This is a genomic window from Paenibacillus sp. CMM36 (assembly GCF_053570945.1).
The window spans coordinates 25,127-42,894 of sequence record NZ_JBSEDY010000015.1 but is presented as its reverse complement, the minus strand read 5'-3'; the positions used below and the strand labels follow the sequence as shown (position 1 = coordinate 42,894).

Here is a 17,768-nt window from a genome sequence, read left to right as displayed (position 1 = left end):
AAAAGAAGGCTACGGCATAACTGTCGTAGCCTTCTTTTACGTCTTCGAATAAAGAATTTGATGACCAAGGGAATAAGCATTGAAATTGTGTATAATGAAAAAAAGAATGCTTTTTCTACTGTGGAGGGTCATCATGAGCAAAAAGTTAATCTTAGATGTAGATACGGGCATTGACGACGCGCTTGCTATTGCGTACGCGGTCCATTCGCCGGAATTGGAGCTACTCGGTATTACAACCACCTTTGGCAATATCTCGGTGGAGGAGGCAACACGTAACTCACTGATTCTGCTGGAAAAACTGGGGGTAGAGGCTCCGGTCGTGTCTGGGGCTCACAAGCCGTATGCTCGGGAGCTGTTCAAACCTTATTCTCGGCATATTCACGGTGAAGACGGTATTGGCAATCAGTTGAAAGGAGCGCCCTCCCGTCAGGCTGCGTCTGGGGATGCCGCTGATTTTATAATCGGACAGGCTCGTCGCTATGAGGGCAAACTTACCCTGGTAGCTGTGGGACCGCTGACCAATCTTGCATTTGCATTGGATCGCTGTCCCGAATTGCCCCAATTGCTTGAGCGTCTGATCATCATGGGCGGCGCGGTCACAGTGAAAGGGAATGTAACTCCAACGGCTGAAGCGAATATTTACGCCGATCCAGAAGCCGCAGCCTATGTGCTGGGAGCGGGCTTTTCGCTTACGCTCGTCGGGCTGGACGTCACGATGCAGACACTGCTTCCCCAGCAGGATGTGGACAAATGGCGTGAGCAAGGGACCGAGCTGGGCGCGTTTATGGCAGATATGACAGACTTTTATATGGAAGCCTATCGCAATTTCAGACCTGGCATTGCAGGCTGTGCTTTGCATGACCCTTTAGCCGTAGGGTTGGCTATTGACTCCAGTTTTGTGGAGACGCGTCCAATGCACATTGCCGTCGAGGTGGGCGATTCCACCGAGGTTGGTCGCACCCGTGAGATGCAAAATGAGAACGAAGCTCAAGCACTGACTACGGTTGATGTGGCACTTGAAGTCGATGCGGAGCGATTTTTGCGTCATTTTCTTAGCCGGGTGGTATAAATTAGCCGGGTGGTATAAAAAAATAATTCAAAGATTGCCGATGAATCTGCATCGGCAATCTTTTGTGCATACATGTTTAAGGGCTTTCATCTAGAGGTGGACTCACCGCTATAAAAATCCCACGTCATGGTATAATATGTGCAATTGGATAAAAATGCCAGACTACAAAGGAGGAGATTGATTGTGTTTTCTGCTGCTCGACGACTACCTTTGCTGGAACATATGTATAATCATGCCCCGACAGGAATCGTGATTTTGTCGAGGGAAGGGAAGTGCCTGTACGTCAATCCCGCCTTTTGCAAAATGGTCGGATATGAGCAGGAGGAATTACTGGATATCCGATATTACCATCTCTTGTATAAAGAGGCTCAGGATCAGCGAGGGTTGAGGGAGGCTTACGCAGGTTGGCTACAGGCTACGGATCAAGTCTATAAGACAGAGCTACGTTTGAAACATAAACGGGGAACATCCGTCTGGCTATCGCTGGAATTAACCATATTTGATGATGAGGCTACCGAGCAATCATATTTGATTGCGTATGCAATGGATATCACGGAGAAAAAGGACATGGAGCAGGTGCTCTCGGATAATGAGGATTTGTATATGCTGATTACGGAAAATACGCCGGATGTTATCTCATATAGCACGGCGGACGGCATACTCCAATATATCTCTCCTTCGGTGGAAAAACTCCTAGGCTATACGAAACAGGAGATGCTTGGGAAAAAACGATTGCAATTTTACCATGTCGAAGATGCCGATTACATGCGTGTACATGGAATGTTCAAGGAAACAGGCATCATGAAGCGGCGTGTTCGTCATAAGGACGGGCACTATTTGTGGCTAGAAGTATCGTACCGCATTATTCGGGATGAACGGGGCAGAATCAAGCGAGTTCTATCCATCGGACGAAATATCACAGAGCGCCAGAAGAGCGAGGAGAACCTGGCAAAAGCTCAACAGTTGGCGATGTTCGGCTCATGGGACTGGGATCTGGTCAACAATGTTATGCATTTTTCCAAGGAATTTCGCAGCATATTTGGCTATTGTGTCAAGCCGGTTGAAACAAGTATTGACGCGTTCATGGCGGCTGTTCATCCAGAAGATACAGAGCGCATGAAACAGATTATCACCAACGTTATATTGAAGGGAATACACGAAGAGACCTTTTACCGAATTGTATTGCCGAATGGGGAACAAAAGGTACTGCGTTCAATCTGGGAAGCTGAAATGGACGAGCATGCAGGCAAGCCCGTTCAAGTGGTGGGTATGATCCAGGATGTTACAGAGCACCGGGAAATGGAGCAGTGCCTGCGTGAAAGTGAAAACCGCTATAAGTCACTATTTCAGCATAATCCACTCGGGATATGCGCCGTGAATATGGAAGGTCATATCTTAAGTGTGAATCCGAGCTTGGAGGAGCTTACGGGTTATACGAAGGATGAGTTGCTTGGGGCTGACATACTTATCATGGCTTCCTCTGAGGAACAGGATAAAATCAAGCGTCACATGGAGCTGGCCAAGCAGGGTGAGACGCAAACCTATGAATCGGAATTTATACATAAGGAGGGGGAGCGTCTATTTATCAAGATGACGAATATCCCGATTTTCGTGCAAGAGGAAATTGTAGGCTGCTACGGGATTATAGAAAATGTTACCCCTCTCAAAAGCTACATTGCTCAAATTGAGAAGCTCAGTAATGAGCATTCGCTTATTTTGAATGCTGTATCCGAAGGAATTGTGGGTTTAAGTACCGAAGGACATGTCCGCTTTATGAACCCGGCAGCTGTCGAGATGTTCGGCGTAGGATCGGCCAAACCGCTGAATGGCGCATGCATAGACATGATCCGCCATGCTGACGAAATTGGCAGTCATTTTCCGGACGAACAGTCCTCTATTCTTCAAGCGATTCGAAGCGGAGCCTCTTATCAGGCAGAGGAAGCAGTATTTTGGAAAAAAGGCGGGTCCAGCTTTCTGGCCTCCTATCGAATCAGCCCTTTGATGGATAATGGCGAGCGAAAAGGGGCTGTGATGGTTTTTGTAGACAGGACGAATGAAAAGGAGATCATTCGGGCCAAGGAGTCTGCCGAACGCGCCGATCGGGCCAAGTCAGAGTTTCTCTCTGTGATGAGTCATGAGCTCCGTACACCGATGAACGGCATTATAGGTATGGCGGGGTTACTCGCAGATACTGAATTGGATGAGGAGCAGCGTAGCTATATAGATATTATTACCAGTAGCAGTGGTGCTTTAATGCAGATATTGAACGAGATACTGGATTTGAGCAAAATCGAAGCTGGTAAAATGTCTTTGCTGCACGAATCCTTTGTGCTAGATGACGTGGTCGGCAGTGTGGCTGACCTATTCATGACGCAGGCTATGGAAAAAGGCATTGAGCTGGAATGGCATGTGGATCAGGAAATGCCGGGGATGCTGGTCGGTGATCATGTGCGTATCCGGCAGGTGCTGGTGAATTTGGTGAGCAATGCGATCAAATTTACGGAGCGAGGGCGTGTAAATATCTTTGTGGAGAGAAAGGCTTACAGCCGTCGTAAAAATAGATGCCTGATTGAGTTCAGTGTTACTGATACTGGAATCGGTATTCCAGCAGACCGCCAACATCTATTGTTTCAGCCTTTTTCCCAGCTTCATCCGGCATTGAACCGGAAATATGGAGGGACAGGCCTAGGCTTGTCCATCTGCAAAAACCTGGTCAAGCTAATGGGAGGTTCCATTGGTGTGGATAGCGACGAGGCCAAAGGAGCAACATTCCGGTTCCAGCTGGATCTTAAACTGCCGGAAGGGCAAACGCTTGCCAATATATGCCGTGATCAGCCTTATGATTCAAAGGAAGGCTAAAAAGACATAGCCGTGATGCAGGATGCATCACGGCTATTTTTGTAAGAAATGTTCAAAGAAAAGATTGACAAACTGTTCTAACTGTACTATTAATAATAGTACAGTTAGAACAGTTGAACATGTATAAATGAATTTGAGCCAGTGTTGAAAGGAGGAAGTCCATGTGTTCGAGCTGGATATCCGCAGCCGTAAGCCGATCTACGAACAGCTTATGGAGAAGGTCAAGGAAATGATCATGTACGGATCGCTTCAGCCGGATGAGCAATTGCCTTCTGTACGGGCATTGTCCGCTCAACTTACGGTGAATCCGAATACGATTCAGAAGGCGTATCGCGAGCTGGAACGCGAAGGATATATCTATTCCGTTCAGGGCAAAGGCAGCTTTGTCACGCCTACCCAGCAGCAGCCGCAACAAATGAAGCGGGATGAGATTCGGGTGGCATTGTTAAAACAGATGATCGAAGCTGTCCATTTCGGTTTTACACAGCAGGAAGTGGACGACATATACGTGGAAGCTATGCAAACAAAGGAAAGGGGGATGTCCCTTGATTGAATTAAGGGAAGTCACAAAGACATTTACAGAAGAAAAGGCTGTCGATCAGCTTGCCCTTACGGTAAAGAAGGGCTCCATTTTTGGACTGCTGGGCTCGAACGGGGCAGGGAAAACGACCTTGCTCAAAATCATTGCCGGAATTTACCGACCGGATACTGGCAAGGTGCTAATCGGTGGTCAGCCAGTGTATGAGCAGCCTGAAGTCAAGCAGCACATTCTGTTTTTACCGGATACCCCTTATTTTTTCCCGCAAGCGACAATTCGTCAGATGGCCCGGTTTTACCGCTCCATTTATCCAAGTTGGAGTGAGGAACGCTACACACAGCTTACGGATATTTTCAAGCTGGACCCGAAGCGCAAACTTCACCGTTTTTCCAAAGGGATGAAGCGCCAAGCCGCTTTTTTGCTTGCCTTGAGCTGCATGCCTGAGCTGCTGGTTTTGGATGAACCCATTGATGGTCTGGACCCAGTGATGCGTAGAATGATCAAAAATCTCTTGTTCCAAGAAACCGCTGCACGTGAGATGACCGTCGTGATCTCATCTCATAATTTGCGTGAGATTGAAGACATGTGTGATCATGTCGGCATTATGCACCAAGGTCGGATGCTATTGGAAAAAGAGGTCGATGACCTCAAATCCGATACGCATAAGGTGCAGGTTGCTTTTCGGGACAGCATGCATGAGGAAGCTGTCTGTAGCCAACTTTCGGTCGTACATAAGGAGCGAAGGGGCAGTGTTCTGCTGCTTATTATCCGGGGTGAGCGAGAGCGGATTGCGGAGACGATTGAAGCATACGAGCCGCATGTGTTCGATTTGCTGCCGTTGACGCTTGAAGAAATTTTCATTTATGAAATGGAGGACGCAGGTTATGACATCCAACCGATTCTTCTGTAGCGGCGGCGTAATTCGCCAATGCCTGAGACAGCATGGCTGGATCGGTCTACTGTACTTGGCGGGATTACTGTTTACAGTACCGCTGTCATTGTTTATGAGCATTGGTGATGAACAACCACGAGTGGTTTTAAAAAGCTTGTTCGATAGTACAAACTCGGGTAATGAATTGCAAAAATTGATTTTAATGACTGTACCGGTGCTGGCAGGTGTGATGCTGCTTCGTTTTGTTCAGCGACAGGGGCCATCCGATTTGTATCACAGCCTACCTTTGCGTAGAGAGCATCTATTAACGTCACATTTAATTAGCGGTCTTATTCTTTTACTTGTACCTGTATGGCTGACTGCGGGAGTAACTGCTTGGGTTAACACGTCAGTCGAACTGCCTTATATTTTTCAAATTAATGATGTTGGATCGTGGGCTTTGGTCGTGTCCGTCCTTACGATTTTCTTGTTTACTTTTACTGTGTTTGTAGGGATTTGTGTGGGACAATCGTTGCTACAGACCGTAGTAGTGTATGTTTTGCTGCTATTGCCTCAGTTTCTATTCATGATGATAGGGCGTTTTCTAGAACGTAATTTATACGGATATGTGCGGGTGCGAGAAACCGTTGTTCAATATATTAATGGTGGGGAGTTTCGCAGCAATAATAATGTTTGGGAAAACTTATCGCCGTTTGTACGCATTATGGACAACTTGCCACAGTGCGCCTTTTCCTACATGGAGTTACTTGCCTATTTAGGTATCTCTCTGCTGTTTGTCGCCTTGAGTTATGGTTTGTATCGTAAACGCTTGGTCGAAAAGGCGACTCAGGCCATAGCATTTCCTTTCTTACAGCCTTTGTTCAAGGCAGGAGTCATACTATGCGCCATGCTTATACTAGGCGATTATTTTAATAATGCAGGTACAAGAGGAGCTAATTGGTCGATTTTTGGGTATGCACTTGGAGCTATTTTAGGCTATATCGTTGTAGAGATGGTCATTCGCAAGACGTGGCAAATTATGCGTGTTCGTGCTTTAGTGGAAATGGTCGTGTACGGTGTGATCATGGGGCTGGTACTATATATCCCGGTTTCAGGTTGGTTGGGTTATGAGGGGCGGATTCCAACAGCACACTCCGTAGAAAAAGTTTATGTCGGGCGAGAGGAGCCTCTAGGGGGAGATGCAGAAAAAGAAGCGTATTACTCCCAAGACAGGGCCTATATCACCTCTGTGCTGAATTTACATCGAGAACTCGTACGTGCACATGCAGCTGGCGAGAAAATGTTGTCCAAAAACCTGGCCGTCGAATCGGCATTCATAGTCTACCGTTTGGATGATGGTTCCACCATGACTCGCCGCTATACATTCCCGGAGAAGCCTTTCCGGACAGAACTGACTAAAGTGATGGAAGCAGAGCCTTATAAAACGGTAAGATACAGGCTGGATAAGCTGCAAGGAAAAGCAGAGACGATTAATATCCAATCCGTAGATGATAGTGAAAGACGAGTGGTTTTAACCAATCCAAAAGAAACTCGTGAATTTGAAGATATACTCAGAGAAGAAGTATTAAATATGAGCTATAGCGAGATGCAATCAGAGAAATATCCATTGGGGAGTGTTTCTATTACAAATAAAGAGTCATCCTCTATCAATAACGAACCGAGCTGGCATCGTGAATTTTCATTTGAATGGCCGGCTTCCTATCACAAGCTTACAGGTTGGCTAGAGCAAAAAGGTTATGCGGATAAGGTGATCATTGATTCCAAGGATATTTTTTCGATACGGGCTGTTCCTATTATTGCTGAAGAGCTTGAACCTTATCAATCCAATCAGTATATTGAAGACTATAAGCTATTTAAAAGCATCCAACAGAAGCATAAAGCAATAACGATTGAAGATCCGAAGCTCTGGAGCACTGTACTGGAAAAGCGCAGACCCTATAGCTATACTCCAAATATGGCGAAAGGCACTTACCTGGTTCAGGTCAAGATCAAACCTTTATTTAGTTCAGACCCCCATACACGCTATTGCTATTTTACTCCGAACGATATGACACCGGAGCTTGCTAAGGCATTACCGACAGTTCCTTAAGTGGGACAGCATCTGGTTTGGATGGCATATGGACGGAGGTAGATAAACATGGGATGGTTCCGACACGACATATAACAACCTCACCGACGGGCAAGAGCTCCTCCACATTAGAGCTGACATAAAATAGATGTACAGAGAGATACAACGTAGAACATACAGAGAGAAGAGTTCAATAACGTACAGCTCAATGGTGGAGGAGCAAAAATAATATGAAATATACAGAAGATCGTGAATTTCTACAGTTCTTGGAGAATTATAAGCAGTCATTTTCCGGATGGGATTTTTCATTCATCTCGGATACGGGACGTGTGGCGAGCGAGCCCTTGGAATGGTCTTATGTCAGCAAGGCTATGAAGTTTATTCATTCATCCAAGGCGATGCTGGATATGGGAACAGGCGGGGGAGAGCTATTATCTCGGCTACGCCCTTTTCCAGAGATCGTATGTGCGACAGAAGCGTATGCACCGAATGTTCCTATCGCCAAGGAAAGATTGGAGCCGCTGGGTGTGCGCGTTATGGCTATACAGGATGACGATTCCCTTCCGTTTGGCGATGCCGGGTTCGACCTCGTGCTGAATAAGCATGAGTCATTTTCGCCAACGGAGGTACGGCGTATTTTGCGACCAGGTGGGACGTTCTTGACTCAACAGGTAGGGGGCCTAGATTGTGCGGGCATCAACGACCGTTTGGGAGCACCTGAATACGAGTATGCGGACTGGACCCTTTCTCAAGCACTTGCAGGTTTGAAAAGCAATGGCTTCGAAATTTTAGAGCAGCAGGAACAGTTTCCGATACAGCGCTTTTACGATATTGGAGCGATTGTATATTACTTAAAAGCAATCGAATGGCAGATTACAGACTTTCAGCCGGAGAAATATATAGAACAGCTATATGGTCTGTATTTAGATATTAAACATGATGGCTATTGGGACGTGAAGCAGCACCGTTTTTTGATCCATGCCAGAGCGATATAAAGAAGATTCGATGACAAAAAGGCCTTTCCCGTGGGGGAGGCCTTTTTTGCCATACGCAGCTTGAGTAATCCATCGCTAGGAAGATCGGATAAGGACATTTTTATCCTCCTCTCGTATACTAATCTTTACCATAATTGTACAATGAAGAAGCAATGGCTTACAGTCTTATTTCATTCATTAGTTATAGGGGGATGTACATGTCTGATCCAAAGGAAGTTATAACCAAGCCGGAAAAGGACGAGTCTGTGCGGATAGCATGGTTTTGGCCATGGTTGGGCGGTACGTTTATGTTTGGATTGTTTTCAGTCATGTTTAATGTAGTTTGGAGTATGGTTGTGGCACCCCAAGTGCAGCTTCTGCTGAGGCATGAAGGTGTAACGGATACAACTGTGATTGTAATACTGCTTCTATATGCATGGATTATCGGTCTCATCTTTGCAGCTTATGGTGCCTTGAGTGCGCGTATGTCCAGCATGGGCAAGCTTTCGCTGATGCTGACCGGGCTATTATCATTATTATGTGGGCTGTGGTTGTGGATTGTAGGAATACAAGGGTCTGGTGGTCAACCTGCTGAAGTGTCGGGAGGGGCGTGGGGGCTCTTTTCACTCTATCATGCTTGGGCGGAGCCTGTGTTAGAGGTATTGGGTCCATATACACAGCATGGTGAAATCTGGTTTCTACTGGCTGCACTGCTGCCGATAGTTGGCATGGTAGTAGGAGTTGGGGTAAATCGTTATCCAGCGCTAACCGACAAGAATGGTAAGGTGGATCATAGATGGCAATGGATTGTTGCCGCGATATCTGCTGCGCTCGTCATTGTGCTGACGATTACACTGATGCTTCCTCAACGCCCATACATTGCAGAGAGAGATTTTCCGGTAGTTGACGGGGCTACAGCGGCCATTCCGTTTGCGCAGGATATGCTGCATGAACTGACCGGAATGAGCAAGGCGCGAGCAGCGCACGAACTGAGATTCAACACGACCCATCAGGCATATGTCAATTTGATCAAAAAGAAGGCGGATCTGATTCTGGTGGCTGGTCCTTCCGATGAGGAACTGCGGCTGGCGAAAAGTCGGGGAATACAAATGAAGCTCACACCCATTGGGTGGGATGCGTTTATTTTCCTCGTACATCAAGACAATCCGGTTAGAGGACTTTCTTCGGAGCAGGTTCGCCGTATATATGAAGGGGCTATCCGCAATTGGAATGAGGTAGGGGGCAAGGATCAGCCGATCATTGCTTATCAGCGAGAAGAAAATTCAGGCAGTCAGACATATATGCAAAAGAAAGTGATGGCAGGCCATGAAATGGCTGACCCGCCACGTGAACTACAAATTGGCATTATGGGTGGTATGATTAATGCAGTCGCAGATTTTAACAAGGATCACAACGCGCTCGGTTATTCATTTTATTATTTTGCAAATGTGATGCATAATCGTCAAGAGGTCAAATTTTTGTCTATTGATGGAGTGGAGCCGAACAAAGAGCACATCCGCTCGAAGCAATATCCATTCACAGCTCAACTGTTTGTAGTCACACGGGAAGGCGAGGAACCAAGCCCTTCGATGCAACGATTACTCGAATGGCTGCAAAGTGAAGAAGGAACTCGGGCCATCGAAAAAGGCGGCTTTGTTCCTGTAAACTCGTAATCCTGTAACGCTGGTTTGCATTCAGTCCATTCCATATATTCACCTTAAGAGTGAAACGAAGACAGCAGGGTAATACATAGAATATACATGGCTGTGAATACAATACCCGCACAGCCATGTATATCACCAACATAAGGGGATGAACGAAAATGAAGAAAAAAACATCGGTCTGGGTGCTTTTACTCGCCGTAGCCATAGTGACAGCGGGGTGTGAAACAGGCTCACAAACAAGTTCGCAAACAGGACAAACGGCTCAAAATGAGCAAAAGGGTGCCGTCTCGGCACAAGCGAATGGTTCGGGAGCGACTGTAGATACACCGAAAACAGGAGGACAAGCAACCACAGACACTACTATAGCGAAAGTCCGCATGGACAATATTACCGCGTTGCGTTTGATCGACGGCCAATCCGGCTGGATCGGCGGAAATGGCTGGATTGCCCGAACGGACGCGTCTGCATCCGGTTCAGTCGGATCGACGTGGAATGTGCAATATCAGGGCCAAGGTACGGTTCAGCAGATTTTTGCCTTGAACGGGCAGCAAGGCTGGACTGTTATGGCAGACAGCGGATCGCTGCTGGCCACTCGCGATGGCGGCAAACGCTGGGAGGTTGTTGGGACTGTACCTGAGCAAGGGCAAACGGGCTTTTTACACTTTGTATCATCCAAGGAAGGGTTCAGTGGCAACCAATATACGAAGGATGGCGGGCAAAGCTGGTCTTCGCTCCCCGTGCCTGGCCACATGGTAGGACAGCCATATTACCATGATCGGCAAAACGGCTGGGCGGTTACGCAGGACACAAACCGTTCATTCCAGATTTTACATACCGTTAACGGGGGCCAAAAGTGGACTACTGTCATGTCCCGGACAACGGAGGCGCCTCTAAATGGAGCCATTATTCGTTCGGTAGAACGTGGCAACGCATGGATCGAGCTGGTTGGAGATACGGGGATGAATCAGACGTCGTATTCGCTTTGGCATACTGCCGATAGTGGACAAAGCTGGCGTCCTGTACTGGCGAATGCCACCGCTGGCGGTGGCCCGGCACCAGGTATTAGCCAGCAAGACAATCAGGTTCCTAAAAATGAAGGGGCGGCACCAGGTATGCTCTATGCGGTTAATAGCAGTACCGCATGGATGGGCGGTTATTGCGCACCGTGCGACAAGCCCAATACGATTGGCTGGACGACTGACGGCGGCAAGACGTGGAACAATGGAAAGCAAGGCTTTGACGGTTATGGCGGTCAGCAAATCGGGATGGCAAATGCCAAAGAAGGCTGGGCTATTTTTTCGGACTCAGAGCAGGCCCCAGTTATGTACACTACCTCGGATGGTGGACAGCATTGGACGCAGAGCCATGTATTTGATAAGCCTGTGACACCAGGCTCCTAAGGAGGGAATGCATATGAGCCAACATAAGAAAAGTGTGATCACATGGACGGACGGTCGTGAAGTACCGTTCATCGGGCAGGGCACGTGGAATATGGGCGAAAAAGCCTCACTTCGGCAGGAGGAGGTGCGTGCGCTTCAACTTGGCTTCGAGCTGGGCATGTTGCTGGTGGACACGGCTGAAATGTATGCGGAGGGCGGCGCAGAAGAGATCGTCGGAGAGGCCATTCAGGGGCGCCGGGACGATGTCTATCTTGTCAGCAAGGCTTACCCTCATCATGCGGACCGCCAAGGACTGGCTCAAGCGTGCGAAGCGAGCTTAACCCGCATGGGAACGGATTACATGGATATGTATTTGTTGCATTGGCGAGGGAATATTCCACTGGAAGAGACAATAGAAGGTATGGAAAAACTGCGTGAGCAGGGCAAAATCCGCAGCTGGGGAGTGTCCAATCTGGACAAGTCCGACATGGAGGAGCTATGGAGCCTGAGTGGAGGCGAAGCCTGCGCTGTCAATCAAGTGCTGTATCACGCGGCTTCGCGGGGCATCGAATATGATCTGCTACCTTGGAGCCGTGCGAATGGAGTGCCTGTGATGGCCTATTGCCCGATTGCCCAAGGTGGTCGCCTGCGACGGGGCCTGCTGGAGCATCCTGTTATGGTAGACATTGCTGCCAGCCACGGGGTAACTCCATCGCAAATTGCGCTTGCGTGGGTCATACGGGACGGGGATGTCTGGGCCATTCCGAAGGCGGTACAGGAATCGCATGTACGAGAAAATGCAGCGGCAGCAAGTATTCGGCTCACCCCTGAACAACTTCAACAAATAGACGAAGCTTTTCCTCCGCCGACGCGGAAGCAGCCGCTGGATATGGTTTGAGGAAGGAGGAGCCCATGACAGAGCGAGAGACAGAACTGCATGAGGTAGATGATCATCTGGATTATGGATTATCCGTTGTATTCATCGGCTTTAATCCCAGCCTGAAATCAGGCGAGGTAGGACATCATTATGCGAATCCGCGCAACCGCTTTTGGCGCATACTTGAGGGAGCAGGCTTGACACCTCGCTTGTACAATCCATCGGAAGATCGGGAGCTGCTGAAGCTGGGCTTCGGTTTTACGAACATTGTTTCCCGTCCCACGAGGGGAATGGAGGACATTGCACGCGAGGAATACGCCGAAGGACGTCTGAAGCTATACGAGAAGCTAAAGGAATATCGCCCGAAGGTTGCTTGCTTTGTCGGCAAAGGCGTGTACACCGAATACAGTAAAAGATCCAAAGTAGATTGGGGATTTCAGCCTGAACCGCTAATTCCTGAGATGCATGAATTTGTGGCACCTTCGTCTAGCGGACTGGTGCGCATGTCGCTGGAAGAAATCACAGATATTTATCGCCGTCTTCAAACGTTACTTTCGTCAGAAATATCTGAAATGCAGTAAGTACGGTGAATATAGCTAGTACAAAAAGAACCACACGCTTCGGTCCCTGCTGGGAAGAGCATGTGGTTCTTTGAGCTGTTTCTATTGTAAGGCTTTCGCCTGCCATGCCTGTTCCACGGGAACATAAGGATATCCCAGATCACGTGCGACCGCTTCGTAGGTAATATGTCCATTCAGGACATTGGTGCCACTAAGCAGTGGTTTGCTTCTGCGAAGCGCCTCCTGCACACCCAAATCTGCGAGCTGGAGAGCAAAGGGGAGCGTCGCGTTCGTCAGGGCCAGCGTCGAGGTTTGCGGTACCGCGCCCGGCATGTTTGCTACCGCATAGTGAATGACGCCATGCTTCACATAGGTAGGCTGGTCGTGTGTCGTAATGTGGTCAATCGTCTCGACAATGCCGCCTTGGTCGATGGCGACATCCACAATCACAGAACCGGGCTGCATCGTCTGTACCATGGCTTCCGTTACGAGCCGCGGAGCTTTGGCACCAGTGATTAGGACAGCGCCGATCAGCAAATCACTTTGCGCCACGGCTTCAGCAATGTTGGACGGGGTGGACACTAGCGTATGGAGCTGATTGCCAAAAATATCATCCAGTTGGCGCAGTCTTGGCAGGCTTAGGTCGATTAGTGTCACATCTGCCCCGAGACCGATGGCGACCTTGGCAGCATTGGTACCGACCACCCCTCCGCCAATAATGGTCACTTTACCGCGTTTGACCCCCGGCACACCTGCCAGCAGGATGCCTTTGCCACCCTTTGGTTTTTCCAGCAGTTGTGCTCCAATTTGTACAGCCATTCGACCGGCAACCTCACTCATCGGAGTAAGCAGCGGGAGGCTGCCCTCAACATCTAGTGTCTCATAGGAAATAGCGGCTACACCGTTGTCTGTTAAAGCGCGGGCCAGTGCTGGCTCGGCGGCCAAATGCAGATAGGTGAATAAAATCAATCCTGGTCGGAAATATCCGTATTCAGAGGAGAGCGGCTCTTTTACCTTGATGATCAGATCCGCCTGGGACCACACGTCCGCAGCTTGCTGCACAAGAGTCGCACCCGCAGTGGCATAATCTCCATCCGTAAAGCCGCTTTCAACACCTGCGTGGCTTTCCACAAACACATGATGTCCGTGTTGGATCATTTGAGCTGCACCTGCGGGCGTTAGAGCGACACGATTCTCATTGTTTTTAATCTCTTTCGGAACCCCAATTTTCATTTCATTCACCTCTCCTAAAAATAATGGTTAAGAAAATTTCACTATCATTTTTATGCAGCCTGCTGATTAGTTACATGGACTCAAGCCGATAAATGCAATTCATGTTAGATTAGGTACAGTTTACAAGGGGTGAAGCTCCTTGACATCATACATTTTGTCGGATTATCTGACTTAAAGGCTCGACTTTTTGATGAATATATGTCATGTAAAATGACATAAAGACATATACATAAGGAGAATGCCGATGAACGGTAAAAAAACATTTACCATTGCGGATGTGCTGGAACGTCCCGTTTTCCGGCGGGCGAAGCTGGCGGCGGGGGAACAGGGCGTACATCGCCGTGTGGGTTGGGTCCATGTGCTAGAAATCACAAATGTCTCTCCGTTTGTGAGCCGGCATGACTTGATTTTGACGACCGGCCTGTGGCTCACCCGGAAGGGGGAAGAGCGCGCCGAGTATATGGAGCAACTGATCCGCTCGGAAGCCGCGGGATTGTGTGTGGAGCTGGGCACGAGCATTCATGAAATCCCTTCTGAAATCCTGGAGTTGGCGGAACGACATCACTTCCCGGTCATCGTATTTGAGCAGCCAGTGCGTTTTGTTGAAATTACACAAGATATTCATTCCCTACTTATTAACCGACATCATGAACTCCTAAAAGATCTGGAACGATTTTCACGTCAACTTCAGCAGGAAACCCTGCGCAGTACTGATATGAGCGCCCTCTTGCGTGTGCTCCATGACTATGCAGCCCGGCAGGTCATCTACATGTCTTCCATTGATACCAATCGATTCGTACCTTCCGTCCAGCCGGATCTAGCGGACCGTATTGCAGATTTTTATGCCCATGAAGTGGAATCTAGTATGACCGCCGATCGGGAGGGGCATCTGCTATTTCACCTGAATGAATCCACTGCTGTGTTGTTTCAGCCCGTTGTATGCTTCGGTCAGGTGTTTTCCGCAGTAGGTTTGGTGCTGCATGGTGAAATGCCGACAGAAGAAATGTCGCTGCTGCTCGATTACACGGCCAAGGCGGCCGCTACATTGGTGCTGAGAACACAGTTTCTTGAAGACCGATTGCTGCGTAATCAAAATGAATTGATTCAGGATGTGCTGAGCGGGCAGCTTCCCAGTGAAGAGCAGGCCCAGACCCGAATGGGCCTGCGATTGTTATCGAAGGGACAGTATTTATTTTGGGCAGGGGTCATTGAGGTGGAACATCAGGACAAAGATGCCAGTCAGGTGCGCAAGGAGTCCATCAATCAGGATGTGCTAGTGCTACTTCGTTCATTGTTGAAAAAAGAAACGTTGCACAATCTGTTGATGATGAAGGGGAGTCAGTGTTACATCCTTTGTGCCAAGGAGGAATTAACACTGCGTTCCGCAGCGCAAATGAAAAAAGTGCTTGCCCATACAGTTCAATATATTCAGAACTATGCCGCAGGACAGCTTGATAAGGTGCGCATTCATGCAGGCTTTGGTAAGGTAAGGCATCGCATGACGGGGACGGATCGCAGTTTTGAAGAGGCATATGAGGTCATTGAAGTGGCACGAAGCGTCCCAGTCATGAAGGATCGGTTATTTTACGACAGCATCGGAATCTATCAGTTGTTGAAGGCGGTGCCCCGCATTCCTTTTCTACAAGAGTTCGTAGAGGACCATTTGGGTGGGCTGATTGCGCATGATCGTGAGCACCATATGCAGCTTCTGGATACACTGGATGCCTATTTTCAATCCCATGGTTCCAAGCGTGATACCGCCGGAATTTTGTACATTCACAGACAGACCCTTTATAATCGGCTGGATAAAATTAATGAAATCATAGAGGGAAATCTGGCAGACCCTGACAAACGTCGTTGCCTGGAAATGGCACTACTGGCTTACCGGATGCTTCAGGCTGAAAATTGATCCTAAATAACTAGTTCCATTTTCCATTCTACTCATTTACAATGCGTGTTAACACTGAGATAATAGAAGAGATTACGGAAATATCTTGAAAGGGGATTAATATGAATATAAAAAAATGGATCGCCGTCCCTCTTATTCTGTTAATGGTAGCTTTGACAGGTTGCCAGGCAGTAGGTGGATTTGATGTAAGTAAAAATTTATTGGGAACACTAGATGTGAAATCCCAGCAGACAACAGAGAAAATCTCTCTTAAGTTGACTCCCAAAGAAGGAATCACGCAAGGAGATAAAGAAATCGTAGATTTGATTAATTCGATTTCCGTTACTGTGGATGAAGCCAAAGTACAATCGGAGGAACTTGCTTCTGCCAAAGGTACATTGCACATCGATAAGTATAATTTGCCGTTTGAACTTGCTTTAGACCGCCAAGGTTTGGCTATTCAACTGGAAGGTGCCAAAAAACCTTATTACATATCTCTGAACTCGCAAGAGAGTTTGAGCGGTCTGCCTGCTGGATTTGATCCATATGTATATTCCAAAGACGTGAGAGAACTGACGAAAACAGCCGCTGCACTTATGCTCAAGCATGCGCCTAACCCTTCGACCATTTCTGCAACGTCTGTAACCGAGGAAGTATACGGTGAAAAAGACAAAGTGAAACTGACCCATCTGCATGCTGAACTTCGTGGTGATGAGCTGGTAACATTGGTAAAACCGTTCCTGGCGAATCTGGCCAAGGACGAAGCAGGCTTGAAAGAGCTGATCGGGCAAGCCATTGATATGACGAAGACGATTGCTTCCGGCATGAATATTGAAGATAGTGATAAAGTAACAGCGGAACTGAGTGCTAACAAAGAAAAAATGGTCAATGAGGCTTATACCGAAGTTAAAAAATATTTGGATCTAGCTGTTGATCAATATGATGTAGGCGTTAGCACCATGTATGCACAGTCCCCTGAAATCAAAACGGTCCTGAGTGCTAACACGGTTCTGAAAAGCGACATGTATTTTGATGAAAAAGGAAATGTTCGCAAAGCGGCAACAGACCTGACGGTTGCTTTGCCAGATGTGGATGGTCTTCCGGTGAAGTCCTTCACAATTCTGACCGAAACTCAATCTTGGAACGTCAATGGTAGTGTGACGGCTGATAAAGTGGATATTTCTAACGGTGTTATTGACTTGAATAAACAAGCTGAATTAACTCCGGGAGCGACGCTGCGCAATTTTGAAGCGAATTCTCCGATCTACAACATTTTAAAAAATGATTTGGAAATTACAAAAGTAGAAACAACTTTCGATCCTAAAGACGATTACTACGTCTTGGAGAATCGTGGTGGTACTGCCTTTATTCCATTGCGTGAACTGACGAGCGAACTGAACTCCGAGTTAAAATGGGATGCAGCTGCCAAACAGACTACTGTAATTGATGATATTACAGGTAAGACGATTAAGCTGAAAAGTGGCTCTAAACAAGCTGTATTGGAAGGAAGCACATTGACGTTGCCACAAGCTCCATATACGGATGAATATGGCACATTGTATGTTCCTTTCAAATCAGTTGCCGAGGCGCTTGGCGCCACAGTAACTCGTAACAGTGATGGAGAATATGTACTGAAACGCGACTAAAAAGAAATTCAAGGAACCAGCCCAGTTAGGGGCTGGTTCTTTTTTAGTTATATTGGTAAAATGCTCAGTAAAGCGATTAAAATAAGCGCTTACAAATTTTAAAAGTGCCATACTTTCATAC

13 protein-coding genes are annotated in these 17,768 nt (G+C 47.6%); 12 read left to right on the top strand and 1 reads right to left on the bottom strand.

Going from position 1 to position 17,768, the window contains the following annotated elements:
- The first annotated feature begins 133 nt into the window (after positions 1-133).
- The 10 genes from ACWA2B_RS22915 to ACWA2B_RS22870 all read left to right on the top strand — a co-directional run bounded on the left by ACWA2B_RS22915 (position 134) and on the right by ACWA2B_RS22870 (position 12,901).
- Entirely contained in the window at positions 134-1,069 is a 936-nt protein-coding gene (locus ACWA2B_RS22915) for a nucleoside hydrolase (protein WP_069010349.1), read from the top strand.
- Between the two features lie 183 nt (positions 1,070-1,252).
- On the top strand, positions 1,253-3,928 hold the full coding sequence (locus tag ACWA2B_RS22910) for a PAS domain S-box protein (protein WP_449292648.1): 2,676 nt from the start codon (positions 1,253-1,255) through the stop codon (positions 3,926-3,928).
- Positions 3,929-4,091: 163 nt separating this feature from the next.
- The gene (locus tag ACWA2B_RS22905; RefSeq protein ID WP_029516087.1) at positions 4,092-4,481 is read left to right on the top strand and encodes a GntR family transcriptional regulator; all 390 of its coding nucleotides are present in this window, start codon (positions 4,092-4,094) and stop codon (positions 4,479-4,481) included.
- The gene (locus ACWA2B_RS22900; protein ID WP_029516088.1) at positions 4,474-5,376 is read left to right on the top strand and encodes an ABC transporter ATP-binding protein; all 903 of its coding nucleotides are present in this window, start codon (positions 4,474-4,476) and stop codon (positions 5,374-5,376) included. Before ACWA2B_RS22905 ends, ACWA2B_RS22900 begins: the two co-directional genes overlap by 8 nt.
- Positions 5,351-7,447 carry a DUF6449 domain-containing protein gene (locus tag ACWA2B_RS22895; protein WP_029516089.1) on the top strand — a complete coding sequence of 699 codons (2,097 nt, stop codon included), beginning with the start codon at positions 5,351-5,353 and terminating at the stop codon, positions 7,445-7,447. The genes ACWA2B_RS22900 and ACWA2B_RS22895 overlap by 26 nt, the downstream gene beginning before the upstream one ends.
- A gap of 209 nt (positions 7,448-7,656) precedes the next feature.
- Entirely contained in the window at positions 7,657-8,421 is a 765-nt protein-coding gene (locus ACWA2B_RS22890) for a methyltransferase domain-containing protein (RefSeq protein WP_449292647.1), read from the top strand.
- A 197-nt stretch (positions 8,422-8,618) separates the two neighbouring features.
- Positions 8,619-10,073, top strand: a complete 1,455-nt coding sequence (locus ACWA2B_RS22885) for a PstS family phosphate ABC transporter substrate-binding protein (protein ID WP_029516091.1) — start codon at positions 8,619-8,621, stop codon at positions 10,071-10,073.
- 149 nt (positions 10,074-10,222) lie between these two features.
- Positions 10,223-11,464 (top strand): WD40/YVTN/BNR-like repeat-containing protein, encoded by a 1,242-nt coding sequence (locus ACWA2B_RS22880; RefSeq protein WP_318627033.1) that lies wholly within the window; start codon positions 10,223-10,225, stop codon positions 11,462-11,464.
- 13 nt (positions 11,465-11,477) lie between these two features.
- Entirely contained in the window at positions 11,478-12,341 is an 864-nt protein-coding gene (locus tag ACWA2B_RS22875) for an aldo/keto reductase (RefSeq protein ID WP_449292646.1), read from the top strand.
- 14 nt (positions 12,342-12,355) lie between these two features.
- Positions 12,356-12,901 carry a mismatch-specific DNA-glycosylase gene (locus tag ACWA2B_RS22870; protein ID WP_449292645.1) on the top strand — a complete coding sequence of 182 codons (546 nt, stop codon included), beginning with the start codon at positions 12,356-12,358 and terminating at the stop codon, positions 12,899-12,901.
- 81 nt (positions 12,902-12,982) lie between these two features.
- Here the strand turns inward: ACWA2B_RS22870 and ald are convergent, their stop codons facing one another.
- Entirely contained in the window at positions 12,983-14,113 is a 1,131-nt protein-coding gene (gene ald, locus ACWA2B_RS22865; RefSeq protein WP_069010357.1) for an alanine dehydrogenase, read from the bottom strand.
- A gap of 244 nt (positions 14,114-14,357) precedes the next feature.
- Between ald and ACWA2B_RS22860 the strand changes: the two genes are divergently transcribed.
- Together ACWA2B_RS22860 and ACWA2B_RS22855 are read left to right on the top strand one after the other, a co-directional pair.
- Complete coding sequence (locus tag ACWA2B_RS22860) at positions 14,358-16,022, top strand: PucR family transcriptional regulator (RefSeq protein WP_340884569.1); 1,665 nt, start codon at positions 14,358-14,360, stop codon at positions 16,020-16,022.
- A 101-nt stretch (positions 16,023-16,123) separates the two neighbouring features.
- Positions 16,124-17,647: a copper amine oxidase N-terminal domain-containing protein gene (locus tag ACWA2B_RS22855; RefSeq protein ID WP_029516098.1), complete on the top strand. Its 1,524-nt coding sequence runs from the start codon at positions 16,124-16,126 to the stop codon at positions 17,645-17,647.
- Positions 17,648-17,768: the final 121 nt, after the last annotated feature.